This is a genomic window from Novosphingobium sp. SG754, from assembly GCF_013149315.1.
Taxonomy (GTDB): domain Bacteria; phylum Pseudomonadota; class Alphaproteobacteria; order Sphingomonadales; family Sphingomonadaceae; genus Novosphingobium; species Novosphingobium capsulatum.
The window spans coordinates 311,594-337,392 of the sequence record NZ_JABGCC010000004.1; the positions used below are offsets into that span (position 1 = coordinate 311,594).

Genomic DNA, 25,799 nt, shown 5'->3' on the forward strand with positions numbered 1-25,799 from the left:
TTGCAAATCGCGCCCCGGCCACAGAAACCGGGGCGCGTGTGTTCATCAACCGATAGATTGGCCGGTCTTGGCCCAATCCGCAAGGAACCCTTCGATGCCCTTTTCGGTCAGGACATGCTTGAACAGGCCCTTGATCACCGCCGGCGGCGCGGTGATCACGTCGGCGCCGATGCGCGCGCTTTCCAGAATGTGGATGCCATGGCGGATCGAGGCGACGAGGATTTCGGTCTCGTAGGCATAGTTGTCATAGATCAGGCGGATGTCGCGGATCAGGTCCATGCCGTCAAAGCCGTTGTCATCGTGGCGGCCGACGAAGGGCGAAACGAACGTGGCGCCAGCCTTGGCCGCAAGCAGCGCCTGATTGGCCGAGAAGCACAGCGTGACGTTGACCATGGTGCCATCGGCGGTCAGCTTCTTGCAGGTCTTGAGACCGTCGATCGTCAGCGGCACCTTGATGCACACGTTGTCAGCGATCTTGCGCAGGATTTCGGCCTCGCGCATCATCCCGGCGTGATCGAGCGCGACCACTTCGGCCGACACCGGCCCGTGGGTGAGGTGGCAGATTTCCTTCGTCACCTCGATGAAGTCGCGGCCCGACTTGGCGATCAGGCTGGGGTTGGTGGTCACGCCATCGAGAAGCCCGGTGGCGGCCAGATCGGCGATTTCGGCGGTATCGGCCGTGTCGACAAAGAACTTCATGAGGGATTGTCCTGCGCAAGGGTTATGATTTGATAATGGCGTTAACACCATAACGGCGAATCTGGCGCGGGCTATAGGGCAGCCCCATCGCGCTGTCAGGCCTGCATATGCGCCATACCCCGATCAACGTTGGCGCAAACGCCGCGTTCCCCATTTGCCCCATGCGGTTGGCTGCCTATATGCACGGGGTGATGAGCCAGCCCCCGCCGCGCAGCCAATCCCGCCGCATCCGATGCGTGGTGTTCAACGCCGCGCTGGGCCCGCTCGACTACAAGGTGCCCGCGCATCTCGATGTGGTGCCGGGCCAGGTGGTGGTCTGCCCGCTGGGACCGCGCCAGATTCTGGGCGTGGTGTGGGAGGAAGAGCGCCTGCCCAGCGCCGACGTGCCCGAACACAAGCTGCGCCCGATCCTGGGCGTGGTGCCGGTGCCGCCGCTCGGCGCGCCGCTGCGCCGCCTGATCGAATGGTGCGCCGATTACTACATGGCCCCGCTTTCCGCCGTGGCGCGCATGGCGCTGTCGAGCACGGCGGCGCTGCAAGGCGGCAGCACGGTGACCGAATACCGCCTGTCCGGGCGCGAGCCGGGCCGGCTGACACCGCAGCGCGCGCAGGCGATGGACCTGCTGATCGACCAGCAGGCGACGATCCGCGAACTGGCCGAAATTGCCGAGGTTTCCGACGGGGTGCTGCGCGGCATGGTCAATGCCGGCTTGCTCGAACCCGTCACGGTCGATGCCGACCGGCCCTACCCCGCCGCCGATCCGCGCCATGCCGTGCCGGAATTGACCCCCACCCAGGCGCAAGTCGCCGGGCGGCTGGTAGAGGCGGTGGCGGCGCGGCGCTTTGTCACGTTCCTGCTCGACGGGGTGACCGGATCGGGCAAGACCGAGACCTATGCCGAGGCGATTGCCGCCGCGCTGGAACAGGGGCGCCAAGTGCTGGTGCTGCTGCCCGAAATCGCGCTGACGCAAAGTTTCCTGGCCCGGTTCGAGGCGCGCTTTGGCGTGGAACCGGTCACCTGGCATTCCTCGCTCAAATCGTCGGAACGGCGCCGGGCCTGGCGGGCGGTGGCGCAGGGCCGCGCCCAGGTGGTGGTGGGCGCCCGCTCGGCGCTGTTCCTGCCCTTTGCCGCGCTGGGCCTGATCGTGGTGGACGAAGCGCACGAGGTTTCGTTCAAGCAGGACGATGGCGTGCGCTACAACGCGCGCGATGTGGCGGTAATGCGCGGACATTTCGAAAGCATCCCGGTGGTGCTGGCCAGCGCCACCCCCGCGCTGGAAAGCCTGCATATGGCCGCCAGCGGGCGCTATGAACGGCTGGTGCTGCCCAGCCGGTTCGGCGGCGCTGGCCTACCCGATATCCGCATTCTCGACCTGCGCGAGCAAGCGCCGGAACGCGGCCACTGGCTCGCCCCGCCGCTGGTGGAGGGCCTGCGCGAGCGGCTGGCCAAAGGCGAGCAGAGCCTGCTGTTCCTCAACCGGCGTGGCTATGCCCCGCTCACCCTGTGCCGCACCTGCGGCTATCGCTTCCAGTGCCCCAATTGCTCGGCCTGGCTGGTCGAACACCGCCTGTCGCAGCGCCTCGCCTGCCATCATTGCGGCCACGAGGTGCCAACGCCCCGCGCCTGCCCCGAATGTGGCGAGCCCGATTGCCTGGTCGCCTGCGGACCGGGGGTGGAGCGCATTGCCGACGAAGTGGCCACGATCCTGCCCGAGGCACGCGTGGCCCTTGTCACTTCGGACACGTTGACGAGTGCGGCCAAGGCGGCCGAATTCGTGGCCCAGGCAGAGAACAAGGCCATCGATGTGATCGTGGGAACGCAACTGGTAACAAAGGGCTATCACTTCCCCGACCTGACCCTGGTGGGCGTGGTCGATGCCGACATGGGCCTGGAAGGGGGCGACTTGCGCGCCGCCGAGCGCACCTATCAACAGGTGGCGCAGGTTGCCGGGCGCGCCGGACGCGGGGAAAAGCCTGGCGAAGTGCTGATCCAGACGCGCCATCCCGATGCCCCGGTGATCGCCGCGCTGGCCAGTGGCGATCGCGACGCGTTCTATGCCGCCGAAACCGAGGCCAGGCGCGAGGCCCATGCCCCGCCGTTCGGCCGCTGGGCCGCGATCATCGTGTCGAGCGAGGACGAGGCCGAAGCGCGCGACGCGGCCCGCGCCATCGGTGGCACCGCGCCGCGCCTCGACGATGTGATGATCCTAGGGCCCGCGCCCGCCCCGCTATCGCTGCTGCGTGGGCGCTATCGCTATCGCCTGCTGGTCAATGCTCGCCGGTCGAGCGAGGTGCAAAAGGTGATCCGCCAGTGGCTGGAGCCATTCCGCTTTCCCCAAGGGGTAAGGGTGGCGGTGGATATCGATCCCTACAGCTTCGTTTGAGCGGTCATGAGCAACGGCCCCGTCCTTGTCCCCGTGCTGGGGGACCAGCTTTCCCATGGCCTGTCGAGCCTGGCGGATCGCACGCCCCAAGACACCGTGGTGCTGATGATGGAGGTGTGGGACGAGACGCAATATGTGCGCCACCACAAGGCCAAGATCGCGCTGATCTTTTCGGCGATGCGCCATTTCGCCCAGGAACTGCGCGATAACGGCTTTACCGTCGATTACGTAAAACTGGATGATCCCGGCAACAGCGGCAGCTTCACGGCAGAAGTGCAACGCGCGATCAAGCGCCATGCCCCACGCGGCGTGCAGATTACCGAGCCGGGCGAATGGCGCGTGCGCGAAATGATCACCGCCTGGCGCGATACGCTCGACGTGCGGCTGCGCGTGCTGCCCGATACCCGCTTTGTCTGCCCGCTACCCGATTTCTTCCAGTGGGCAGCCGGGCGCAAGCAATGGCGCATGGAATATTTCTATCGCGAGATGCGCCGCAAGACCGGCCTGTTGATGGACAGCGACAAGCCGGCAGGCGGCAAATGGAACTTCGACGCGGAAAACCGTGGCGGCCCCGATGCTGATTGCCGGCCGCCCGCCGTCTCGCACTTTGCCCCCGATGCCATCACGCAAGAGGTGATCGCCCTGGTCGAGGCGCGCTTTGCCGGGCATTTCGGCAGCCTCGATCACTTTGCCTGGCCGGTTACGGCGGCGCAGGCAGAGCATGCCTTTGACCGTTTCCTGAAAACGCGGCTGCCGCTGTTCGGCCGCTATCAGGATGCAATGATGGCGGGCACCGACACTATGTATCACGCGGTGATCAGCCCGGCGCTCAACATCGGGCTGATCGATCCGGTGGAGATGTGCCGCCGGGCCGAGGCCGAATGGCGCGAAGGCCGCGCCCCGATCGAGGCGGTGGAAGGCTTCATCCGCCAGGTCATCGGCTGGCGCGAATATGTGCGCGGCATCTATTGGCTGACCATGCCCGATCTGAGCAAAGCCAACCAGCTGGGCGCCACGCGGCCCCTGCCCGAATTCTGGTGGACCGGCGAAACCGACATGGCCTGCGTGGCCGATTGCGTGCGCGCCACGCACAAGAATGCCTATGCCCACCATATCCAGCGGCTGATGGTCATGGGCAATTTCGCACTGCTTGCCGGGCTGTCTCCGCAAGACGTGGCCGACTGGTTCCTGGTGGTTTACGCCGATGCCTTTGAATGGGTGGAACTGCCCAACGTGGCCGGCATGGCGCTGTTTGCCGATGGCGGCAAGCTGGCGTCGAAACCCTATGCCGCCAGCGGCGCCTATATCGACCGGATGAGCAACTATTGTGGCGATTGCCGCTATGACGTGAAGCGCAAGGTGGGCGAAGGCGCCTGCCCGTTCAACGCGCTCTACTGGGATTTCCTCGCCCGCAACGAGGAACGCCTGGCCGGCAACCCGCGCCTCGCCAACCCCTACGCCACCTGGCGACGCATGAGCGCCGACAAGCAGGCCGAATACCGCGACAGCGCCGCTGCCTTCCTCGAAACGCTGGAACCGGCAAAGAAAGGCTGGGCACGCGCGTAAGGCGCAGCGCCGAACAATTCCTGCGCGACGTGCCCGGTTGTCATGCCTAAGATCGCGCTGCTGCGCTGGCATGGGGGCCAGGTTGCCGCGTGAGGGAGTACAGGCATGACAAAAGCGCTGTTGCTGGGCGGTGCGCTACTGCTGCTGGGATGTGGCAGCACGGGGGTTATGGCGCGCCCGGCAAATGCCGATGGTGTTCCACCCGGCGCGCAGGCGCTGATCCGCCATTTCCACATGGAAAACATCCCGCACGAAGGGCCCTTGTTCATCCAGACCTTCAAAAGCAAGGATGAAGTCGGCGGCGCCCTGGCGGCTCGCTATCCCAGCACGCGCTGGGCCTATACCGCAACCTACCTGATCCTCACCCAGCGCGACTTTTCCGCCATGCACCGGCTCGCCACCGACGAGATGTGGCACTTCTACGGCGGCAATCCGGCCCAATTGCTGCTGCTCTACCCCGATGGCCATGGCGAGGTCAAAATCTGGGGCAGCAACGTTCTGGCGGGCGAGGAGCCACAGATCCTGGTGCCGCGCGGCACCTGGATGGGGGCGATCCCGATCGGCGCGCCCCGCAGCGCCTACAGTTTTGGCGCCAACACCCTGGCGCCCGGCTTTGAATATGCCGATTATGAGGCCGGAAAGCGCACCGATCTCTTGGCGCGATACCCGGCATTTGCCAAACAGATCAGAAAACTGACGCGCGACGATGGCCCTGGCAAAAGCGCAGCCGAAGCGCCGGCGCCTGCCACCCCCGCCGCAAATCCGGTATCGTTGCAGGAACTGGTCGGACGCACCGCGCCGCAGCACGCAGACCAGATCAGCGCGGCCCGCTTTGTCATAGCCGCTGGACGCGCCATGCCCAGCATGATGACCAAAGAAGGACACGAAGTGATGTTCGTCACCAGCGGCGAAGGCAGCGTCCAGATCGGCAGTGCCGTGCAGCCGCTCACGGCAGGCTCGGTGGTCTATCTACCGCCACAGGTGCCGCACCGCATTACGGCCACCTCGCGCCTCACGTTCTATGTGGCGGCCACGCCGGCCTGGCGCCCCGCCGATACGGTGATCCTCGCCCCTTAAGACCGCTCCCGCTCCAGCAGCTGGCGCTTGATCTCCAGGCCATAGGCATAGCCGCCGAGGGTGCCGTCCGATCGCACCACGCGGTGGCAGGGGATCAGCACGGCCACGTTGTTGGCGCCATTGGCGCTGCCGGTGGCGCGCACCGCGCCGGGCTTGCCCACGGCGGCGGCGATCTGGGCATAGCTACGGGTTTCGCCCGGCGGGATCGCCTGCAACTGTCGCCACACCGCCTCCTGAAAGGCGGTGCCGGCCACATCGAGCGGGATGTGGCCGGCGCGCCCCGGCACTTCCACGGCATCGACCACGGCATCGAGCAGCGCGGTAAAGTCTGCCCCGCCCGCGATCAGCGTCGCCTTGGGAAAGCGCGCGCGCAGGGCGTCCTCCCCTTCGCCAAACGACAGGCGGCACACGCCCTTGTCGGTGGCGGCGACCAGCATCGGCCCAAGCGAGGTGCTCACTTGCGCCCAGCGGATCGTTACGCCCGCCCCGCCATTGCGCCAGGCCGATGGCGCCATGCCCAGCCGATCGCTTTCGGCGTAAAAGCGCGAGGGCGCGCCATAGCCGGCCTCGTGAATCGCCTCGGTCACGCTTTCGGCACCGGCCAAGACATCGCCCATGCGCCGCTGGCGCAGCGCGCGGGCATAGCCGGCCGGGGAAAGCCCGGTGTGGCGCGTGAACAGCTTCTGGAAATGGGCGGGGGAATAGCCGGCCTGCGCCGCCAGGGCATCGAGCGTGGGCGCAGTCTCGGCCGCCTTGATCGCGGCGATCGCCCCGGCCACGGCAGCGGCATCGCGCGCCAGGTCATCGGGCCGGCAACGCAGGCAGGCGCGCAGGCCCGCCGCGCGTGCTTGGGCGCCATCGGCAAAGAAGCGCACATTGCCCCGCGCCGGATGGCGCGCCGCGCACGATGGCCGGCAATAGATCCCGGTGGTCAGCACGCCGGTGACAAACACCCCATCCCACGCCCGGTCGCGCGCCAGCACGGCCTGCCAGCAGGCCTGGGGATCGAGTGTCTGGGTGGTGGTCATGGCCAGTCCTGTGATTTTTCCTGTGCCCTTCATGCCATCCTTGCCGCCCTCGCGCATCCCGCGCCTTGCGATCAAAGCAAATCCCGGCAATGACCTGCGCCATGTTGCGCCGCCTCATCGCCTCGCTCATCGTTGCCCTAGTCCTGGTGCCGGCCCTGCCGGCGCTGGCCGATCCGGCCGACATCGCCGCCGCCAGCCGCGGCGTCGTCCGCGTCGTGATCGTCCAGACCGAAGGGCGCAGTTCCACCATGATCGGCCATGGCAGCGGTTTTGCCGTCACGCCCGAATATGTCGTCACCAATGCCCACGTGGTAGAGGCGCTGCGCCAGGACGACACCCTGATCGCCGGCATCGTGCCGCCGCAGGGGCGCGGCGGCTATGAAGCGCGCGTCGTCGCCTATTCCCCGCGTAATGACCTGGCCTTGCTCAAGATCCAGGGCGGCGGCCGGCTCGCGCCGCTTTCGCTCTATGCCGGGCAGGTGAGCGATGGCGCCGACGTCAGCGCGGTGGGCTATCCCGGCAACGTCGATCTGGCGCAGGGCCTGTCGCTGTCGGATCTGGTCAGCCCCCAGGCGGCGGTAAAGACCCGGGGCTACGTCTCGGCCGGGCGCAGTTCCAAGGAATTCGACACGATCCTGCACACCGCGCCGATCGGCGCGGGCAATTCGGGCGGTCCGCTGCTCGATGCCTGCGGCCGCGTCGTCGGGGTCAACTCGTTCGGCACGGTCAGCGACAACAGCACCGATTCGGCGTTCTATTTCGCCATCTCGATGCGCGAGCTGTCGCGCTTCCTGCAGCAGAACAATGTCCAGGCCCATGCCAGCGACCTGCCCTGCACCTCCATCGCCGATCTCGACCGCGCCGACAGCGAACGCGCCGCCAGCGACCAGGCCCGCCAGGCCGCGCAGAACGAGGCACGCCAGAATGCCCGCGCCCGCGCCCTGGAAACCGCGCGCCGCCAGGCCGAGATCGAGGTCTTGACCCAGCGCGACAACGGCATGGCCATCGCCGTGCTGCTGCTGGTGGCAACGCTGGGCGCAGGCGGCGCCGCGTTCATCTATGCCCAGCGCGACAACGCCAATGCCACGCGCATCGCCGGCGGCAGCGCGCTGGTGCTGCTGCTGGGCACGGTGGCGGCATGGGCGCTGCGGCCCAGCCTGCTCTCGATCGACAGCCGCGCGCAAGACATCGTGGCCACCGCCAGCGGCACGCCCGATGCCCTCGCGAGCACGGCGGCCGGGGGCAAAGCCGGCACCGGCAAGTTCATCTGCGTGCTCGATCCCCAGCGCAGCCGCGTGACCGTGTCGGACATCACCGATGTGCCGATCACCTGGAGCCAGGACGGCTGCATGAACCAGCGCAGCCAGTATGGCCTGGCCGCCGATGGCTGGTCGCGCGTGCTGGTGCCCAATGGCGAGGATACCATCGCCGTCACCCACTTCGACCCCGAAAGCCGCAGCTATACCGTCGAACGCTTCCTGATGGGCCTCGATGCCATGAACCAGGCGCGCGATGCCCGGCAAAAGGTGGTGGCCCCGGCCTGCGGCGCGGGACAGGCCGAAGCCCGCCGCTTTGGCGACGCCCAACAGGCGATCCGCGCGCTGCTGCCCACAGAACCCAACGAACGCATGCGCTACAATTGCCAGCCCGTTCCCTAAGAGAGTCCAGGTTTCTCCCCCTCCTCTTCAGAGGAGGGGGTCGGGGGGTAGTGGAAGAGTAGCGCAAGGCTTCCCACCACCCCCAGCCCCTCCTCCCCCGAATCACCCTCGGCGGACCAAACCGCCTTTCCCCGCATCGCCGTCCCACGCGTGAGACGTTTCGACACGCTGATACGCATACGTTTGCGCCTCCATTAACAGGGGCTGCCAACTGGTGACTTGTCATATGGCGGTGACGTTGCTAGGCGCGCCGGGACTGCGGGCCGTCACGTGCATTTTTTGCGCGTCATGCGCCTTGCTTGAAATCCTTGGACGAAGGGGACTGAGGCGCGTGGAGATTTCCAGCGGCATCACGGCCAGCCTGGCGGGGCGTTATGCTTCCGCACTTTATGAGCTGGCAAATGAACAGGGCCTGGTTGCGGCCGTGGAAGGCGATCTTGAGCGCCTGGCTGACGCCCTGCGCGAATCGGCTGATTTCGCCGCGCTGATCCGCAATCCGCAGGTCGCCCGCGAAGACGCAGCCCGTGCGATCGCCGCCGTGGGCCAGGTGCTGGGCGTTTCGCCCCTCACCGCCAACTTCCTGGGCGTAATCGCTGGCAACCGCCGCCTGTCCGCCCTGCCCGATGTGGCGCGCGCCTATGCCGCGATTGCTGCAGCTGCCCGCAACGAAGTGACTGCGCATGTCACCAGCGCGCATCCGCTCGACGACGGCCAGATCGCTGCGCTGTCGGAAAAGCTCGCTGCCCGCGCCGGCAAGTCGATCAAGCTCAAGACTGCGGTCGATCCCGAGATTCTCGGCGGGCTGGTCGTCAAGATCGGCAGCCAGATGATCGACAGCTCGATCCGCACCCGTCTCAATTCGCTCGCCCAGGCCATGAAGGGCTGAAGCCAAAAAGTTTGCACGAAAGGCTGAACGATGGAAATCCGCGCCGCTGAAATCTCTAAGGTCATCAAGGACCAGATCGCCAGCTTCGGCACCGAGGCCCAGGTCTCGGAAGTCGGCTCCGTGCTGTCGGTCGGCGACGGCATCGCCCGCATCCACGGGCTGGATCAGGTCCAGGCCGGCGAAATGGTCGAATTCGCCAACGGCATCAAGGGCATGGCCCTCAACCTCGAAGCCGACAACGTCGGCGTCGTGATTTTCGGCTCTGACGCCGAGATCAAGGAAGGCGACACCGTCAAGCGCACCGGCACGATCGTGGACGTTCCGATCGGCAAGGGTCTGCTGGGCCGCGTGGTCGACGCGCTGGGCAACCCGATCGATGGCAAGGGCCCGATCGAATACACCGAGCGCCGCCGCGTCGAAGTCAAGGCTCCCGGCATCATCCCGCGCAAGTCGGTGCACGAACCCGTGCAGACCGGCCTCAAGGCGATCGACGCCCTGGTGCCCGTGGGCCGTGGCCAGCGCGAGCTGATCATCGGTGACCGCCAGACCGGCAAGACCGCTGTCGCGATCGACACCTTCATCAACCAGAAGGCCGTCAACGCCGGTTCGGACGAAGGCAAGAAGCTGTACTGCATCTATGTCGCGATCGGCCAGAAGCGCTCGACCGTGGCCCAGATCGTGCGCCAGCTCGAAGAAAACGGCGCGATGGAATATACCATCGTCGTGGCCGCCACCGCTTCGGAACCGGCCCCGCTGCAGTACCTGGCGCCCTACACCGGCTGCACCATGGGTGAATTCTTCCGCGACAACGGCATGCACGCCGTGATCGTGTACGATGACCTTTCCAAGCAGGCCGTCGCCTATCGCCAGATGTCGCTGCTGCTGCGTCGCCCGCCGGGCCGCGAAGCCTATCCGGGTGACGTGTTCTACCTGCACAGCCGCCTGCTCGAACGCGCCGCCAAGATGAACGACGACAACGGCGCCGGTTCGCTGACCGCCCTGCCGATCATCGAAACCCAGGCCGGTGACGTGTCTGCCTACATCCCGACCAACGTGATCTCGATCACCGACGGCCAGATCTTCCTGGAAACCGGGCTGTTCTACCAGGGCATCCGTCCGGCCATCAACGTCGGCCTCTCTGTGTCGCGCGTGGGCTCCTCGGCCCAGACCAAGGCGATGAAGAAGGTGGCCGGCTCGATCAAGCTGGAGCTGGCGCAGTACCGCGAAATGGCGGCCTTCGCCCAGTTCGGGTCTGACCTCGACGCCTCGACGCAGAAGCTGCTCAACCGTGGTGCGCGCCTGACCGAGCTGCTCAAGCAGCCGCAGTTCTCGCCCCAGGGCTTTGAAGAGCAGACCTGCGTGATCTTTGCCGGCACCCAGGGCTACCTCGACGCCGTGCCGGTCGACCAGGTCACCGAATACGAAGCCGAACTCTTGAGCTTCCTGCGCACGCAGAAGGCCGACCTGCTCGCCGAAATCCGCGACACCAAGGATCTGGGCGACGGCGCCAAGGCCAAGCTCAAGGAAGCGCTCGACGCTTTCGCCAAGCAGTTCGCCTGATAACGCATGATTCATCCCCCCGGTGGGCCAGCACGGCCAGCCGGGGGAGATGAAGTGGAGATAGACGAGTGGCCTCGCTCAAGGAACTCAAGCTGCGGATCAACTCGGTCAAGTCGACCCAGAAGATCACCAAGGCCAAGCAGATGGTCGCCGCGGCCAAGCTGCGCAAGGCGCAGGCCGCTGCCGAGGCCGCGCGCCCCTATGCCGGCCGCCTCGCCGGTGTCATGGCCAGCCTCGCCAGCAAGGTGCAGGTTGGTGAAGGCAGCCCCAAGCTGCTGGCCGGCAATGGCAAGGACCAGGTTCACCTGCTGGTCGTCGCCAATTCCGATCGCGGCCTGTGCGGCGCGTTCAACGCCAACATCGTCAAGGCCGCCAAGGCCAAGGCGCAGGAACTGCTTGCGCAGGGCAAGACGGTGAAGTTCTACCTCGTCGGCCGCAAGGGCCGCGCCCCGATCCGGCGCGATTATCCCAGCGCGATTGCCGGTGGGTTCGACACCACCGTGGTGCGCGAGGCCGGCTTTGCCGAAGCGGAAAAGATCGCCAACGAACTGCTGGCCATGTACGAGGCCGGCCAGTTCGACGTGGCGCACCTGATCTATTCCAAGTTCCGCAGCGCGCTGGTGCAGATCCCCACCACCCAGCAGATCATCCCCGTGCCGGCCCCGACCGTGCCCGTTGCCAACGATGGCGGCGCTGTGGTCGATTACGAACCCGACGAGGAAGCGATCCTCGCTGACCTGCTGCCGCGCTACCTGCGCGTCCAGCTGTTCGGGGCGCTGATCGAGAACATGGCCAGCGAACAGGGCGCCTCGATGACCGCGATGGATAATGCCACGCGCAACGCCGGCGAGCTGATCAAGAAGCTGACCATCCAATACAACCGCAGCCGCCAGGCCGCGATCACCACCGAACTCATCGAAATCATCGCCGGCGCCGAAGCGCTTTGACGACGACCCAGCAGGCAAGGAAAGACTAGAATGGCAACCGCACCTGTCATCACATCGACCGGCAAGATCAGCCAGGTCATCGGCGCCGTCGTCGACGTTCAATTCGACGGCGAACTGCCGGCCATCCTCTCGGCTCTCGAAACCAGCAACAACGGCAACCGCCTGGTGCTGGAAGTGGCGCAGCACCTGGGTGAAAACACCGTGCGCACCATCGCCATGGACTCGACCGAAGGCCTCACCCGCGGCCAGTCGGTGACCAGCACCGGCGCGCAGATCTCGGTGCCGGTCGGCCCCAAGACGCTTGGCCGCATTCTCAACGTGGTGGGTGATCCCATCGACGAACGCGGCCCGGTCGGCGCCACCCAGTTCGCCCCGATCCACGCCAAGGCTCCCGAATTCATCGACCAGTCGACCGAAGCGGCGATCCTGGTCACCGGCATCAAGGTGATCGACCTGCTCGCGCCTTATGCCAAGGGCGGCAAGATCGGCCTGTTCGGCGGCGCCGGCGTGGGCAAGACCGTGCTGATCCAGGAACTGATCAACAACATCGCCAAGGGCCACGGCGGCGTGTCGGTCTTTGCCGGCGTGGGTGAACGCACCCGCGAAGGCAACGACCTCTATCACGAATTCCTCGACGCCGGTGTTATCGCCAAGGACGCCGATGGCAACGCCACCTCGGAAGGCTCCAAGGTTGCGCTCGTCTACGGCCAGATGAACGAACCGCCAGGCGCCCGCGCTCGCGTCGCCCTGTCGGGCCTGACCATGGCCGAATACTTCCGCGACCAGGAAGGCCAGGACGTGCTGTTCTTCGTGGACAACATCTTCCGCTTCACCCAGGCCGGTTCGGAAGTGTCGGCACTGCTCGGCCGCATTCCCTCGGCCGTGGGTTACCAGCCCACCCTATCGACCGACATGGGCGCGCTGCAGGAACGCATCACCTCGACCAACAAGGGTTCGATCACCTCGGTCCAGGCGATCTACGTGCCGGCCGACGACTTGACCGACCCTGCGCCGGCCACCTCGTTCGCCCACCTCGACGCCACGACCACGCTGAACCGCGCGATCTCGGAACTCGGCATCTACCCGGCCGTGGACCCGCTCGACTCGACCAGCCGCGTGCTCGAACCGCGCATCGTTGGTGCCGAGCACTACGAAACCGCGCGCCGCGTCCAGGAAACCCTGCAGAAGTACAAGTCGCTGCAGGACATCATCGCCATCCTGGGCATGGACGAACTGTCGGAAGAAGATAAGCTGACCGTGGCCCGCGCCCGCAAGATCCAGCGCTTCCTTTCGCAGCCGTTCCACGTGGCCGAAGTGTTCACCGGCATCCCGGGCAAGTTCGTCCAGCTCGAAGACACCGTCCGCTCGTTCAAGGCGGTGGTTGACGGCGAATACGATCACCTGCCCGAAGCCGCGTTCTACATGGTCGGCGGCATCGACGAAGCCGTTGAAAAGGCCAAGAAGCTGGCTGCCGAAGCCTGATCTTGACCATCCTCCCCTCCCGCACGCGGGAGGGGTCGGAGGAGGGCCTGTAGGGGCGCCCTCCTTCGGAACCGGCAAACAGCCCCTCCCCCAGCCCCTCCCGCCCGCGGTAGGGGCGTGTAGAGACGGCCCATGCTCCACTTTGAACTCGTCACCCCGGCCCGCCTCGTCCGCTCGGAAGCGGTGTGGCAGGTTGTCGTTCCCGGCACCGAAGGCGAATTCGGCGTTCTCGAAGGCCACGCGCCGTTCATGTCCACGGTCAAGGACGGCACGATCAAGGTCTATCGCACGCAGGGCGGCCAGCCGGAAGAAATCCGCGTGCAAGGCGGCTTTGCCGAAGTGAATGCCAAGGGCCTCACGGTTCTGGCCGAGCACGTCGAAGGCTGACGCACGCATCCCACGGATGTGCAAACGGGCCGGTGCCTTCGGGGCGCCGGCCCGTTTTGCGTTTCAGGCGTGCAGCTTGGCAAACATGTCGGCAAAGGTCAGCCGGGTGTCGATCCAGTCATAGACGCGCATGGGCCGCCCATCCGGCCGGGGCAGGTAGGCACCCTGGCCATCCAGCCGCGGCGTGGGCGCCAGGTGATAGCGGCACGATGCACTGTCTGGGTCGAACGCGCTCTGTAGCGCCGTCAGCGTCACCAGCGGGCTATCGCCCAGGGCATAGGTCTCGCCAAGATTGAGCCCCATCGGCACGACGGCCCGGCGCGTTCGCGCCAGCTGTGCCACCAGCCACGCGCCGACCGGGCCGCTTTGCCCCAGCAGGCGCAGTTCGGCCAGACTGACCAGCATCTGGCGATAGGCATTGCGCGGCACCTGCCAGATAGGAATGGCGCTTTCGCCAAACACGCACTGCGCCGCTGCCGGATCGATGGTGAAGTTGTATTCCGGTTGTGCCCCGCCCGGCGGCGGCGCGACGCCCGCGTGCTCGCTGCCCCCGATCCAGACCAGCGTCATACGCGGGGCAATGCGCGGCTCGGCCCGCAACGCGGCGGCCAGATCGGTCAGCCCGGCGCCGGCCGTGTAGAACAACGGCGTCTTGGTATCGCTGCGCATTGCCTCCGCCACGATGGCGGCCACCGCCTGCGCCGAATCACGCCGATCGGCCCGTCCCAGAGCCCCTTCGGCACCGCGCACTACGGGCACGCGCCCGGTGATGCCCATCACGTCGAGCAATTCCCGCGCCTTGGCCGCAGCCTTGTCGGCCTGATGCCCATCGTCGGGCTCGGCGTCCTGGGGCGAATGCAGGTGCGACCCGACGATGAGGCGCACATCGGCCGAAGGGCTGCGCAGCGCATGGGCCAGCGCGAACAGGCCGTCGGGATCGCCCGCAAGGTCATTGTCCACGATCACCCGCATGCGCGGCGGCGAATCGGGCAAGATTTCCTCGGCGCGAGCCACAAGCGGGAACATCGGTAGGGCGGAGAGGCCCAGCAAGGCGGCGCGGCGTGACAGGTCCATCGAACAATCACAGCACTTTGGGCAGCCCTGTCAACCGAGCGCGGCACAGGCTTTTTGATAGGCACGCGAACTTTTTTGCAAATTCACGTTTGTGAACTTTTCAACAGAGTGAATTTAGGGCATGGAATGTGGCGAGAAAGCCCGAGGGAGAGATACCTGTCATGACCCAGAACCTGGCCAACGTGATTGGCGCGCAAGCCAACCTGGTCGATTTCCTGCGCAACCAGCAGGTCGGCCCCAATGTCTATCCCGGCGTGCCGGCGGAATATTCCAACTGGCGGGCCGAGCAGTGGGCATGGGGCCACACCGCTGTGCTCTATAACCAGTCGTACCACATGGTGGACCTGGCCGTGCGCGGGCCCGACGCGTTCAAGATGCTGGAATACCTGGGCATCAACACTTTCAAGAACTTCCAGCCGGATCGCGCCAAGCAGTTCGTGCCGGTCACCCCCGATGGCTATGTCATTGGCGACGTGATCCTGTTCTACCTGGACGAGAATGAGTTCAACCTGGTCGGCCGCGCCCCCACGATCGAATGGGTGGAATATCATGCCGCCACCGGCAACTGGAACGTGACGGTGGAGCGCGACGAGCGCTGGGCGATGCGCAACGATGGCAAGCGCAACAGCTATCGCTTCCAGATCCAGGGCCCCAACGCGATGAAGATCATCGAGAAGGCCACGGGCAAGACTCCGCCCGAACTCAAGTTCTTCCACATGACGCGCATGACCATCGGCGGCAAGGACGTGCGCGCGCTGCGCCACGGCATGGCCGGCCAGCCGGGCTTTGAACTGTTCGGTCCGTGGGAAGACTATGGCGCGGTGCATGCCGCGCTGGTCGAAGCCGGCAAGGAATTCGGCATGGCCCTGGTCGGTGGCCGCGCCTATTCGTCCAACACGCTGGAATCGGGCTGGATCCCCTCCCCGCTGCCGGCGATCTACACCGGCGAGGCGCTGGCGCCCTACCGCGAATGGCTCTCGGCCAATTCCTATGAAGCCAAGTGCTCGGTCGGCGGCAGCTATGTGCCCGAAACCGTCGAAGGCTATTACACCACGCCGTGGGACCTGGGCTATGGCCCGTTCGTCAAGTTCGACCACGATTTCATCGGCCGCGCCGCGCTGGAAAAGATGCACGCCGCCGGCAACCACCGCACCAAGGTGACCCTGGCGCTCGACAACGAAGACGTGATGCGCGTGCAGTCTTCGGCGCTGAGCAAGGGTGATCGCGCCAAGTTCATGGAATATCCCAGCGCGGTCTATGCCATGCATCCGTTCGATCAGGTGCTCAAGGACGGGCAGCGGGTCGGCCTGTCGACCTGGATCGGCTATTCGGCCAACGAGGGCAAGTTCCTGACCCTGGCGATGATGGACAAGGGCCACGAAACCATCGGCGGCGAAGTCAGCCTGCTGTGGGGCGAGCCCCATGGCGGCACCACCAAGCCCACCGTAGAGCCGCACGTGCAGACCGAAATCAAGGCCGTGGTCAGCCCCGTGCCGTATTCCGAAGTGGCGCGCGACGCCTATGCCGAGGGCTGGCGCACGCAAAAGTAAGCGCGAGGGAGCGATCCCTGGTGCGGGCGCCGGCCTCCTCCCGACGGAGGCCGGCGCTTTCTTTTTGGGCGGATATTTTGTTTGCCTTGCTAACAATTCATGGCATGATCGTGGCAACCAAGGAGAGGATGCCGCCATGGCACAAGACAACAAGATCACGTTCTACGACCTGGCCCTGTCCACCGGCGCGACGATCAGTCCGTTTGTCTGGGCCACCAAATATGCCCTGAAACACAAGGGCTTTGATCTGAATGTCGTGCCCGGCGGCTTTACCGGCATTCTCGAACGCACCGGCGGCAAGACCGAGCGTCTGCCTGCGATCGTCGACGATGGCACCTGGGTGCTCGATAGCTGGGGCATCGTCGAATACCTCGACAAGACCTATCCCGATCGCCCGCTGCTGATCCCGCATGAAAGCGTCGCGGCCACGCTCAAGGCGCTGGACCACTGGTTCTGGGGCGCGGCAGTGGGGCCGTGGATGCGCTGCTTCTGCGCCGATTATCGCGATCTTTCGGTGCCGCAGGATCACGAATACATCACCCATTCGCGCGAAAAGATGCTGGGCCGCAAGCTGGAAGAGATCCAGGCCGGCCGCGAAGACCGCCTGGCCGGCATTTCCGCCGCGCTGGAGCCGCTGCGCTCTGCCCTGGGGCAGCACCCCTGGCTAGGCGGGAGCAGCCCCAACTATGCCGATTACCGCATCCTGGGCGGCTTCCTGTTTACCGCATCGGTGTGCAAGACGCCGGTGCTGGCCAACGATGATCCGCTGCGCGACTGGCTCGATCGCTGCCTCGATCTCTACGGTGGCCTGGGCCGCCATCCCGGCCTGTTCCCGCTGTTCGGCCTGGTGGAGCGCGAGGGCGATGTGCCGGCATTCACCCGCCAGGGCGGGCTTGGCGGCATCTACAAGCGCAACACCGGACCCGCCTCTACCCAGGCGGAAACGCAGAAGATCACGCAAGGGATGAAGCAGCCGGCCTAACGCCTGCGCTTCGTCCCCCGGGTCATCAGGTCTGGCTTGGGGGGCGGGCGCCAGCCGGGCGGCGGGGTCATGGCTTGTTGGCTGGTGCCCAGCCCCATCGCGCCGGGCGCCTGGCGGTTGATCCCGGTGGTGTCAGACCGGGCCGCTTCGTCGGCACTGGCACCGCCCCGCATCAGAATGATGATATCGCGCAGACGCCGCGCTTCCTCGAAATCGAGCGCGGCCACGGCGGCCTCCATCTGCGCGGTCAGGGTCTGAATCGTTTCGGCCATGATGCGATAATGCGCGAGAGGCGCGGAAAGTGCCATCCCGGCTGTGCGCACCGGCCAAAGGGCAACTGGTCGGGGTTGGTCGGGTGTGCCAGTGTGCGTTGGGTTAGGTTTCGCACCACCCCCAACCCCCTCCTCTGAAGAGGAGGGGGCTTTGATGGGCTTCTCCCCCTCCTCTTCAGAGGAGGGGGTCGGGGGGGTGGTGCGAAGCCTAAGACAACGCCCCAAGGAACCCCGCCCGCCATGCGCCTGCCATTGCTCCTCGCCACTGCCATGCTCTTCGCCACCCCGGCCTATGCCTATGACGTGGCGGAAAAATCGATCGACGTGCTGCGGGCCGATCTCGATGCCGGGCGCGTGACCTCGGCCGAGCTGGTCGCTGCCTATGAGGCGCGCATTGCCCGGTTCGATCCCACGCTGCACGCGGTGATCGCGCTCAATCCCCAGGCGCTGGAGCAGGCGCGCCAGGCCGATGCCGCGCGGCGGTCGCATGCCACGCATCTGCCGCTCGAAGGCATTCCCATCCTGATCAAGGACAATATCGAAAGCGCCGATCCTGTGGCGACCACGGCGGGCAGCCTGGCGCTGGCCGGCAATGTCACCGGCCGCGATGCGCCGCTGGTGGCGCGGCTGCGCGCGGCGGGCGCGATCATCCTGGGCAAGACCAACCTTTCCGAATGGGCCAACATCCGCTCCAACCATTCGATCAGCGGCTGGAGCGCCACGGGCGGCCAGGCGCGCAATCCCTATGATCCGCGCCGCAGCACCTGCGGATCGAGCGCCGGCTCGGGCGCGGCAGCAGCGGCCAGTTTCGCAGCAGCGGCGGTGGGCACCGAAACCGATGGCTCGATCACCTGCCCTTCGGCGATCAATGGCCTGGTCGGGTTCAAGCCCACGGTCGGCCTGGTCTCGCGCACCCATGTCGTGCCGATCAGCCACAGCCAGGATACCCCCGGCCCGATGGCGCGCAGCGTGCGCGATGCCGCGCTGCTGCTGGGCGGCATGGCCGGCAGCGACCCGGCCGATCCCGCCACGGCGCGGGCCGACAGCCTGGGCCACGATTTCACGCGTGGCCTTACGCCCGATGCCCTGAAAGGCGCGCGGATCGGCGTGATGCGCTTTGCCGCCGGGTTCCATCCCGAAACCGATGCCCTGTTCGACCGCGCGCTGGCCACGCTGCGCGCCGCCGGCGCCACGCTCGTGGAGATCAAGGCACCGCCGCCCGCCACCGATGGCGTGGGCGAGCGCGAGCAGCTGGTGCTCTCCACCGAGCTCAAGGCCGACATGGCGACCTACCTTGCCTCCACCGATCCGGCCAAAGTGCCCGGCCGCACCCTGGCCGATCTGATCGCATTCAACCGCGCGCACGCAGCGCAGGAACTGGCGCTGTTCGGCCAGGACTATTTCGAAGAGGCGGACAAGACCAAGGGCCTGGCCGATCCCGCCTATGTCAAGGCCGCGGCCGAGGCGAAGGCCAAGGCCGGCCCCGAAGGGATCGACCGCATGCTGGCCGACAACCACGTGACCGCGCTGGTCGCCCCCACGCTGGGCCCAGCCTGGCTGATCGACCCGGTGCTGAAAGACAATTTCGTCGGCGGCGGCGCGGGCGGGCTGGCGGCGGTGGCCGGCTATCCCCACCTCACCGTGCCGATGGGCGCGGTATCCGGGCTGCCGGTGGGCCTCTCATTCGTGGGCACGGCGTGGGATGATGCCCGCATGCTCGCCTATGGCTATGCCTTCGAACAGGCCGCCCATGCCCGCCAGGCGCCGGTGCTGCCGCCGCGCTGAGGAACGGCGCCGCCGCGCGCACGTTGCCCCTGTAACGACAGGGGCAACGCATGAGAGCATGGATCATTGCCGCCGTGGCGCTCGCCGCCACGCCGGCCGCCGCACAGGATACCGGCACGCCCGATGAAGTGGCGCAGGACAGCACGCACCACCCCACGCTGCGCGACCTGTGCAGCGATCGGCCAGGCCTCAACACCCCGGCCTGCACGGTCGATCCCGGCCGGCTGCAGGTGGAAGTGGGCCTGGGCGACTGGACGCTGGACCGCCAGGCCGACCAGCGCACCGACACGATCACCAGCGGCGATGTGCTGCTGCGCTATGGCATAACCCCCACCACCGAACTGCGGCTGGGCTGGACGGCATTCGGCCACGTGCGCACCCGCGACATTCCCACCGGCAGCATCGACACCGCGCAGGGCGTGGGCGACGTGACGCTGGGCGTGAAACAGAACCTGCGCCATCCCGCCGAAGGCAAGACCGGCCTCGCCATCGCGGCGCTGCCATTCGTCACGCTCCCCACCGGCCATTCTCAGGTAGGCGCGGGCGACTGGAGCGCCGGGCTGATCGTACCGACCAGCTACAAGATCAACGACACCGTCTCGCTGGAACTCTCCCCCGAAGTGGACGCGGCGGTGAACGAAAGCGGCCAGGGCCGCCACCTCGCCTATGGCACGGCGATGGGCGTGCAGGTGCACCTATCCAAGACCGTGCGCCTGACCCCGGAACTGCAATTCCTGCGCGACCAGGACCCGGAACACCACGTGACGATGAGCCGCGCGGCGCTCTCGTTCGACGTGCAGCCGGCGAAGATGCTGCAACTGGACGTGCAGGCGGTGGCGGGGTTGAACAGGGATACGCCGGATGTGGAGCTGGCGTTTGGGGTTACGCGGAAGTTTTAGGGGGGGATACAATTTGTCCTAAGCAATTTCAGAAATTGCGAAGTCAGGAAGTTGCAGTTGCGTTGAACCAAACGGCGGGTCATGAAGACGCACAGATCCCCGCTGCCCTGCGGCGAGATCACTAATCCTTCAAGTTGCCACCTTTCTTGCCTATGCGGCAAGAATCCTAACAATACAGATGACTCTTTCCGTCAAGGTCACGAGCAGGTCATAGCCCTGCCAGCTCAGGATTTTCGGAGACCGGACTTTTATTCTGCTAGCAAATTTCTTACATACTCGGTCAATCCGCTTAACTTGGTCGGCTTATGCCCCAGCAACCATCGCACCAGTTCGACTGTATGATGAGTTTTACGATAGATATGTAGGGTATTGGTTATTTCGTCGAAGAGACGATCTAGCATTTTTGGCGCGTCAATTTGTAAAATTTCCCAATCTTCGGAACGCGCTCCGTCAATATATTCCTCGTAATTGGCGTCCAGCCAACTCTGGATCTCTGCCGCTGTAGGCGGTGCGCCTTCAGTGTTGGTTCGCTGATAATCGATCGCCAGAACTGCCGCGATTGCTTGGGCGTCAACGACGAAATTTTCGAAGGTCCGAGCTGGTAGAATGTTGACGCGACCGCCAGCCAAGCGCGAAAGGTCTTGAATTTTCTGCTTTGAGCGCCCTTCGCGATCAAGATTAAAGACCGTTAGCCGTGGCAAGAGAGAGGATCCTCTGCTCATAATGCCATAGATAGCCAACACAGTTTCAGCTTCGACCTTGCTCCCTTCCAAATCACCAGTCGCACGAAGCTCCAGAAACTTCGTAGTCGTGATATCAATGCCTGCAGCCTGCGCGATGAGCGGAAAACTGCGCACCTCGGTCGGGCCTTCACACCAGACCACGCGCTCCGCTGCGAAGACATCGGCCAACTCGCATCCTAGATCGAGGAGAACGCGCTCAATGTCGTCGAGCGAGCGCCGATCCAATTTTTCAATGTGGGATTTGCCCGCGCGCCAGAACACCGAAAGCAAGGTATCGGGCTCAAAGACGCTAATCAGTTCGGGTGAGTGTGTGGAGACAATATATTGATTTTTATCATAATCCTTCAAAATGTTCATGAGCTTTTTCGCAGCACCTGGGTGTAGGAAGCTGTTGGGCTCGTCAATTGCGATAATGTTGCCTGAGCGGGTCATAGCAACATAAAGAATGCCTAAAACTTGGGCGACACCTGTGCCGGATTCCTGAAGCAGAATTGCATAGTCACCTGTGGCCGTCTTGGGATCGTTTTGCCAGATATACACCGCGATCTCGGCGCCCAGCGAACTGACGGCCACCTCTTTGATTGAAGGAAAAACCTCCCGCACATGGCTTTTAAATTTTTCCCACTTGGCTGGATTGCGACTCATGGTCGAGAGTACTGCTGGAAGATTACGTGCTGACGGATCAAGAAAGTGTGTTTCCGCAACGGGGCATGCACCAATCTTTAAGCGCTCTGGGTCAAATACGTAAATGCTATGAGCCCTCATTGCATTTAACAATTGCGGCAAGTTATCTGACCCGGTACTACCATATATGGAAATTTTACCAGAATCTCGCTCAAAACGCACCAATTTTCCATACCCGCCCTCTTGCATGTTGAATAAATTATGCGACGGATATTTCGATTTCCAATACCTATATTGAGCAGAAGCTTTTATCGAAAATAGCAATTCCTGCTTTTCCCACAGCGCATCGACAAAAACTTTGTCGTCCTGCCCTTGAGGAATTGGAACAAAGACGTCTTCGTTAGAAATAATAACCTGTTCTTTCAAAGCAGAGCCATCAATCAAAAATTCCGCCGAGAATTCTGAACTGGCACTTAATGTATCGGGTGTTTGCAACGGGCCTCGATAGCGCACCTGTTGATTGTCGTTAAAACGTAAAGCCTGAAGAAAGGCCGTTTTTCCGCTATTATTTTGCCCGACGACTACCGTCCTTGACCCGCCAATCTCGACCCAACCCGAGTCGAGGAAAGATTTGTAATTTTCTATCCGGATCCGCAAAATTTTCATAAAAAATGAACCAACTTGTTTCTCTGCTAATGAATACCGGGGATGCTGTCGAAGTCTACGGCGAATTCACGATAGCAACCCTACGACAGCGTTAGCTTTTCCAGAGTGGGCGCCTCTCGAGTGCCGCACAGACAGAGAACTGCTTCGATGGATATCATAAGCGGTTTTATTGCCGACTCCTGCGGCTATCCTGCCACCCTCACCCCACCGCCCCAGCCGCCCGCCTAAGCGCGCTCCGCACCCGCGCCGCCAGTGCTTCATCAAAGCGCACTTCCGGCACGGCCACGCTCAGCACGCCGACCATCTGGCCGCCGATGCTCACCGGCACGGCGGTGCCGCAGATGCCCAGGGTGGCTTCGTGGCAGGCGGTGCTGATGCCGGCTTCGCGGATGTGGGCGAGGTCGGCGCGCAGGTCTTCGTCGCGGACGCGGGTGTGATCGGTCATGGGCAGGCGTGTGCTTTCGGCGAAGTAGCGGTGCAGGTCTGCGTCTGACAGCCAGGCGAGGATCACTTTGCCCGCCGCCAGGCAGTGCAGCGGCCGGCGCGCGCCCGGTTCGATGGCATAGCGCAGGGTCTGGTCGCTCGCCTCGGTCACCACGGCTTCCACTTCCCAGCCAACGCGGACCATGAAGCTGGCGGTTTCGTTGAGCTCTACCTTGAGCGCGCGGACCAGCGGGGCCATGCGGTCGGCGAGCGGCAGCGCCGCCGGGGCGACGCGCAGCCGCTCCAGCCCGGGGCCGGGCAAATAGCGCCGCCCTTCCCGCGCCAGGTATTGCCGCTCTACCAGCGTGGCGAGAAGGTAGGACAGGCTCGACACCGGAATGCCCAGCGCCAGCGCCACATCCTGCGCCACCACGCCGCCGGCATGGGCCACGACGAATTCGATCACGTCGAGCGTGCGCAGCGCCGATTTGACCGGTGCAGTGGTGGAAGGGGCAGAGGCCATGGGTGGGGTGGTCCTTTATTCGGGGCGGCTTTGGCGTTTGCGCTTGGCTTCGCACCACCCCCAACCCCCTCCTCTGAAGAGGAGGGGGCTTTTTGTTTGTGGTTAGGGTTGGAAGAGGAGGGTGCCGCGTCTTTCGGAAAAGCGCCAGCCTTGGGGGGTGCGCACGAAGCGATCGTGGAACGAGCCGACCAGCGGCGCGGGCGCGCCGGTGAACAACAGCATGGCACTGGTGCCGCGCGCGGTGTCGGCGCTTTCCACGTCGATCACCACGTTGCTGCACACGTGCCGGGTGGTGCGCGGCGGGCGGGCGCGGAAGGCGGCGAGGATCGCGTCTTGCCCCACGATCGGGGCATCGGGCGCGGTCGGCCGCGTCATCAGCCCATCGGGGGCATAGAGCGCGGCGGCCTCTTCCCAGCGCGCCTCGTCATTGAGGTTGGCATAGAGCGCGATGAGGCGGGCGCAATCGGCCTCGATCGCGCGGCGCTCGTCTTCGGTCAGCGCGCCACTCACAGGCGGGCTCCGGCGATATCGGCGCCCTCGCGCAGGGACTTGAGCTTGCGCCAGGTGACGATCGGATCGATCTTGCCATAGCCGGCGAACGTGCCGAAGCCGCAATCGGTGCTGGCCACCACGCGATCGGGGCCGACGATGGCGGCAAAGCGCTCGATCCGCTGGGCCACCAGTTCGGGATGCTCGATATAGTTGGAACAGGTGTCGATCAGGCCGGGCGCCAGCACCTTGGTGTCGGGCACCTTGGCATCGGCCCAGACTTTCCATTCATGCTCGTGGCGCGGATTGGCCGCCTCGAACAGCACGGTGGAAGGCCGCGCGTTGAGGACGATATCGATCACGCGCTCAAGCGGGATATCGTGATCGTGCGGGCCTTCGTAATTACCCCAGCACACGTGCATGCGCATCTTTTCGGGCGGAATGTTGGCCGTGGCGGCATTCAGCGCCTCGACATTGGCGGCGGCCACTTTCAGGAAATCCGCCTCGCTCATGTCCTGGTAGCCGGTGTGGCGCGACATGGCGAGATCGGGGCAGTCGAGTTGCAGGAAGAACCCTGCGTTGACGATCGTCTCGTATTCCTCGCGCATGGCATCGGCCAGGTCAGCCAGATAGGCCTCGTGGCTGGGATAGTGGCGGTTGACCTGGAACGCGGTGATCAGGCCCGGCGAGGCCGCGTTCATGAAGCCCTGCGTATCGGGCGCACCATGGGCGTCGAGCGCGGCGCGGAAGCGGCGGATATCGTCATGCAAGGGTTCGAGCGTGACCAGCTTGACCGGCCCGATGCACGAGGCGCGCACGAATTCCTGGCTGCCCATGATGGCCGAGAGCTTCTTGGCCAGGCCCGGCACCTCGGCCAGGTCAGCCGCCGGCTTGCGATCGATGTGCCCGCCAAAGCCTGACAGCCGCTCGATCATGTAAGTGGAATAGCCCACCTTGCCCAGTTCGCCATCGCTGACGATCGACACGCCCGCGTCCACCTGGTGGCGTACGGCATCCTTCACCGCCGCGCCGACCTTGGCGTCGAAATCGGCAGCGTCATAAGGCTTGCCGGCATCGCGGGCGAGCAGCAGCGGCGTGAGTTCCTCGCCCCGCGGCAGGCTGCCGACATGGGTGGTCTTGATATGGGCCACGGGGCCTCTCCCTTGCGCTATTTCACGGTTGTGAAGATTTCATAGCGGCTCACCCACGCCTTGCAAGGCCGATTGCGTGGCGCCGGCGCGATCCTGCGCCGGGCGGCGGCCGGTGAGGCGCAAGTAGAAGCGCGAGAAATAGGATGGATCTTCAAAGCCCAGCTCGGCGGCCACCTGGGCGGCGGTGGCGTTGGTGTAGCGCAGCAGGCGATGCGCCTCGCGCGCCAGGCGGCGGTGGACCACGTCCATCGGCGAACAGCCCAGCCGCGCGGCGGTGAGGCGCGATAGGGTGCGCGGCGTGGTGCCAAGCGCGCTGGCATAGAACGCCAGGTCGCGATGGCTGCGAAAGTGCACCTCTACCAGTTGGGCAAAGCGATCGAGCCGCGTGTCGGGCGCCGGGCCAGCATCAGGCGCGCCTTGCGCCACGCAGCGCGCCAGGGTTTCGGCCATGGCCAGAAGCAGCGGATCGCCGGTGGTGTGATCGGCTTGAAGGGCGAGCATTTCGGCCGCGAGCCAGGCCGCGCGGCGCGCCGGCGCCCCCTCGAGCGGGGCGGCCTGCCCCTGGGTCAGCGCGCGGCGCAGCGGATCGGCCGGCGCCGGCGCGCGGGCGAGGAAATCGGCACCGAGCGTGACGACATGGCCCACCACATCGGCGGCAAAGCGGAAGCCGTGCACCACGCCGGCCGGCACGATCACCGCCAGGGGACCGGCGAGCGCCTGTTCCACCCCATCAAACGTGATCCGCGCCTGTCCGCTGTGCACCAGCAGCACTTGCACGAAATCGGCATGGCGATGGGGCCTGATTTCCCAATCGTGCAAGGAAGAGCGCGCGGCAATGGTTTCGATATGGGCAAATCCGGCGGCAATCCCACCCTGCTGCTCCCCATGCTGCTCACCGTAGAGGGCATAGCTGGGAATGCGCAGGCTGATCATAGCTTGTCCTG

22 protein-coding genes are annotated in these 25,799 nt (G+C 65.1%); 13 read left to right on the forward strand and 9 right to left on the reverse strand.

Going from position 1 to position 25,799, the window contains the following annotated elements:
- Window positions 1–45 precede the first annotated feature (45 nt).
- On the reverse strand, window positions 46–699 hold the full coding sequence (gene fsa / locus FHW97_RS12105; protein WP_022676824.1) for a fructose-6-phosphate aldolase: 654 nt from the start codon (window positions 697–699) through the stop codon (window positions 46–48).
- Between the two features lie 191 nt (window positions 700–890).
- On the opposite strand from fsa, the gene FHW97_RS12110 reads away from it, so the two are divergent.
- From FHW97_RS12110 to FHW97_RS12120, 3 genes are all read left to right on the forward strand, one after another.
- The gene (locus tag FHW97_RS12110; protein WP_171799093.1) at window positions 891–3,083 is read left to right on the forward strand and encodes a primosomal protein N'; all 2,193 of its coding nucleotides are present in this window, start codon (window positions 891–893) and stop codon (window positions 3,081–3,083) included.
- Between the two features lie 6 nt (window positions 3,084–3,089).
- On the forward strand, window positions 3,090–4,649 hold the full coding sequence (locus FHW97_RS12115; RefSeq protein WP_171799094.1) for a cryptochrome/photolyase family protein: 1,560 nt from the start codon (window positions 3,090–3,092) through the stop codon (window positions 4,647–4,649).
- A 105-nt stretch (window positions 4,650–4,754) separates the two neighbouring features.
- Complete coding sequence (locus FHW97_RS12120) at window positions 4,755–5,726, forward strand: cupin domain-containing protein (RefSeq protein ID WP_171799095.1); 972 nt, start codon at window positions 4,755–4,757, stop codon at window positions 5,724–5,726.
- On the opposite strand, the gene FHW97_RS12125 is transcribed toward FHW97_RS12120, so the two are convergent.
- Window positions 5,723–6,754 carry a bifunctional transcriptional activator/DNA repair enzyme AdaA gene (locus tag FHW97_RS12125; protein WP_171799096.1) on the reverse strand — a complete coding sequence of 344 codons (1,032 nt, stop codon included), beginning with the start codon at window positions 6,752–6,754 and terminating at the stop codon, window positions 5,723–5,725. The genes FHW97_RS12120 and FHW97_RS12125 overlap by 4 nt on opposite strands.
- A gap of 101 nt (window positions 6,755–6,855) precedes the next feature.
- Between FHW97_RS12125 and FHW97_RS12130 the strand changes: the two genes are divergently transcribed.
- The 6 genes from FHW97_RS12130 to FHW97_RS12155 all read left to right on the forward strand — a co-directional run bounded on the left by FHW97_RS12130 (window position 6,856) and on the right by FHW97_RS12155 (window position 13,674).
- The gene (locus tag FHW97_RS12130; RefSeq protein WP_253941755.1) at window positions 6,856–8,412 is read left to right on the forward strand and encodes a S1C family serine protease; all 1,557 of its coding nucleotides are present in this window, start codon (window positions 6,856–6,858) and stop codon (window positions 8,410–8,412) included.
- Between the two features lie 331 nt (window positions 8,413–8,743).
- Window positions 8,744–9,298, forward strand: a complete 555-nt coding sequence (locus tag FHW97_RS12135) for a F0F1 ATP synthase subunit delta (protein WP_022676819.1) — start codon at window positions 8,744–8,746, stop codon at window positions 9,296–9,298.
- A 30-nt stretch (window positions 9,299–9,328) separates the two neighbouring features.
- Window positions 9,329–10,858: a F0F1 ATP synthase subunit alpha gene (atpA, locus tag FHW97_RS12140; protein WP_022676818.1), complete on the forward strand. Its 1,530-nt coding sequence runs from the start codon at window positions 9,329–9,331 to the stop codon at window positions 10,856–10,858.
- Window positions 10,859–10,926: 68 nt separating this feature from the next.
- Window positions 10,927–11,805, forward strand: coding sequence for a F0F1 ATP synthase subunit gamma (locus FHW97_RS12145; RefSeq protein ID WP_062781924.1), 879 nt, complete (start codon window positions 10,927–10,929; stop codon window positions 11,803–11,805).
- A gap of 30 nt (window positions 11,806–11,835) precedes the next feature.
- Window positions 11,836–13,287, forward strand: coding sequence for a F0F1 ATP synthase subunit beta (gene atpD, locus FHW97_RS12150; RefSeq protein ID WP_169048126.1), 1,452 nt, complete (start codon window positions 11,836–11,838; stop codon window positions 13,285–13,287).
- A gap of 132 nt (window positions 13,288–13,419) precedes the next feature.
- Entirely contained in the window at window positions 13,420–13,674 is a 255-nt protein-coding gene (locus FHW97_RS12155; protein ID WP_022676815.1) for an ATP synthase F1 subunit epsilon, read from the forward strand.
- Between the two features lie 63 nt (window positions 13,675–13,737).
- Here the strand turns inward: FHW97_RS12155 and FHW97_RS12160 are convergent, their stop codons facing one another.
- Window positions 13,738–14,748: a nucleoside hydrolase gene (locus FHW97_RS12160; RefSeq protein ID WP_216647738.1), complete on the reverse strand. Its 1,011-nt coding sequence runs from the start codon at window positions 14,746–14,748 to the stop codon at window positions 13,738–13,740.
- A gap of 161 nt (window positions 14,749–14,909) precedes the next feature.
- Between FHW97_RS12160 and FHW97_RS12165 the strand changes: the two genes are divergently transcribed.
- Both FHW97_RS12165 and FHW97_RS12170 read left to right on the forward strand, forming a co-directional pair.
- Complete coding sequence (locus tag FHW97_RS12165) at window positions 14,910–16,298, forward strand: aminomethyltransferase family protein (RefSeq protein ID WP_062781918.1); 1,389 nt, start codon at window positions 14,910–14,912, stop codon at window positions 16,296–16,298.
- Between the two features lie 136 nt (window positions 16,299–16,434).
- The gene (locus FHW97_RS12170; protein WP_171799098.1) at window positions 16,435–17,280 is read left to right on the forward strand and encodes a beta-etherase; all 846 of its coding nucleotides are present in this window, start codon (window positions 16,435–16,437) and stop codon (window positions 17,278–17,280) included.
- Here the strand turns inward: FHW97_RS12170 and FHW97_RS12175 are convergent.
- Window positions 17,277–17,552: a UvrB/UvrC motif-containing protein gene (locus FHW97_RS12175; protein ID WP_062782019.1), complete on the reverse strand. Its 276-nt coding sequence runs from the start codon at window positions 17,550–17,552 to the stop codon at window positions 17,277–17,279. The genes FHW97_RS12170 and FHW97_RS12175 overlap by 4 nt on opposite strands.
- Before the next feature lie 240 nt (window positions 17,553–17,792).
- Between FHW97_RS12175 and FHW97_RS12180 the strand changes: the two genes are divergently transcribed.
- Both FHW97_RS12180 and FHW97_RS12185 read left to right on the forward strand, forming a co-directional pair.
- Entirely contained in the window at window positions 17,793–19,337 is a 1,545-nt protein-coding gene (locus FHW97_RS12180; RefSeq protein WP_171799099.1) for an amidase, read from the forward strand.
- Window positions 19,338–19,387: 50 nt separating this feature from the next.
- Entirely contained in the window at window positions 19,388–20,236 is an 849-nt protein-coding gene (locus tag FHW97_RS12185) for a transporter (protein ID WP_171799100.1), read from the forward strand.
- Between the two features lie 248 nt (window positions 20,237–20,484).
- On the opposite strand, the gene FHW97_RS12190 is transcribed toward FHW97_RS12185, so the two are convergent.
- The 5 genes from FHW97_RS12190 to FHW97_RS12210 form a co-directional block, all read right to left on the reverse strand.
- Complete coding sequence (locus FHW97_RS12190; RefSeq protein WP_171799101.1) at window positions 20,485–22,269, reverse strand: AAA family ATPase; 1,785 nt, start codon at window positions 22,267–22,269, stop codon at window positions 20,485–20,487.
- A gap of 199 nt (window positions 22,270–22,468) precedes the next feature.
- Entirely contained in the window at window positions 22,469–23,215 is a 747-nt protein-coding gene (locus tag FHW97_RS12195; RefSeq protein WP_171799102.1) for an IclR family transcriptional regulator, read from the reverse strand.
- A gap of 102 nt (window positions 23,216–23,317) precedes the next feature.
- Window positions 23,318–23,725, reverse strand: a complete 408-nt coding sequence (locus FHW97_RS12200; protein ID WP_370525390.1) for a nuclear transport factor 2 family protein — start codon at window positions 23,723–23,725, stop codon at window positions 23,318–23,320.
- Window positions 23,722–24,855 carry a cobalamin-independent methionine synthase II family protein gene (locus FHW97_RS12205; protein WP_171799103.1) on the reverse strand — a complete coding sequence of 378 codons (1,134 nt, stop codon included), beginning with the start codon at window positions 24,853–24,855 and terminating at the stop codon, window positions 23,722–23,724. Before FHW97_RS12205 ends, FHW97_RS12200 begins: the two co-directional genes overlap by 4 nt.
- Window positions 24,856–24,894: 39 nt before the next feature.
- The gene (locus FHW97_RS12210) at window positions 24,895–25,788 is read right to left on the reverse strand and encodes a helix-turn-helix domain-containing protein (RefSeq protein WP_216642972.1); all 894 of its coding nucleotides are present in this window, start codon (window positions 25,786–25,788) and stop codon (window positions 24,895–24,897) included.
- Between the last annotated feature and the right edge of the window lie 11 nt (window positions 25,789–25,799).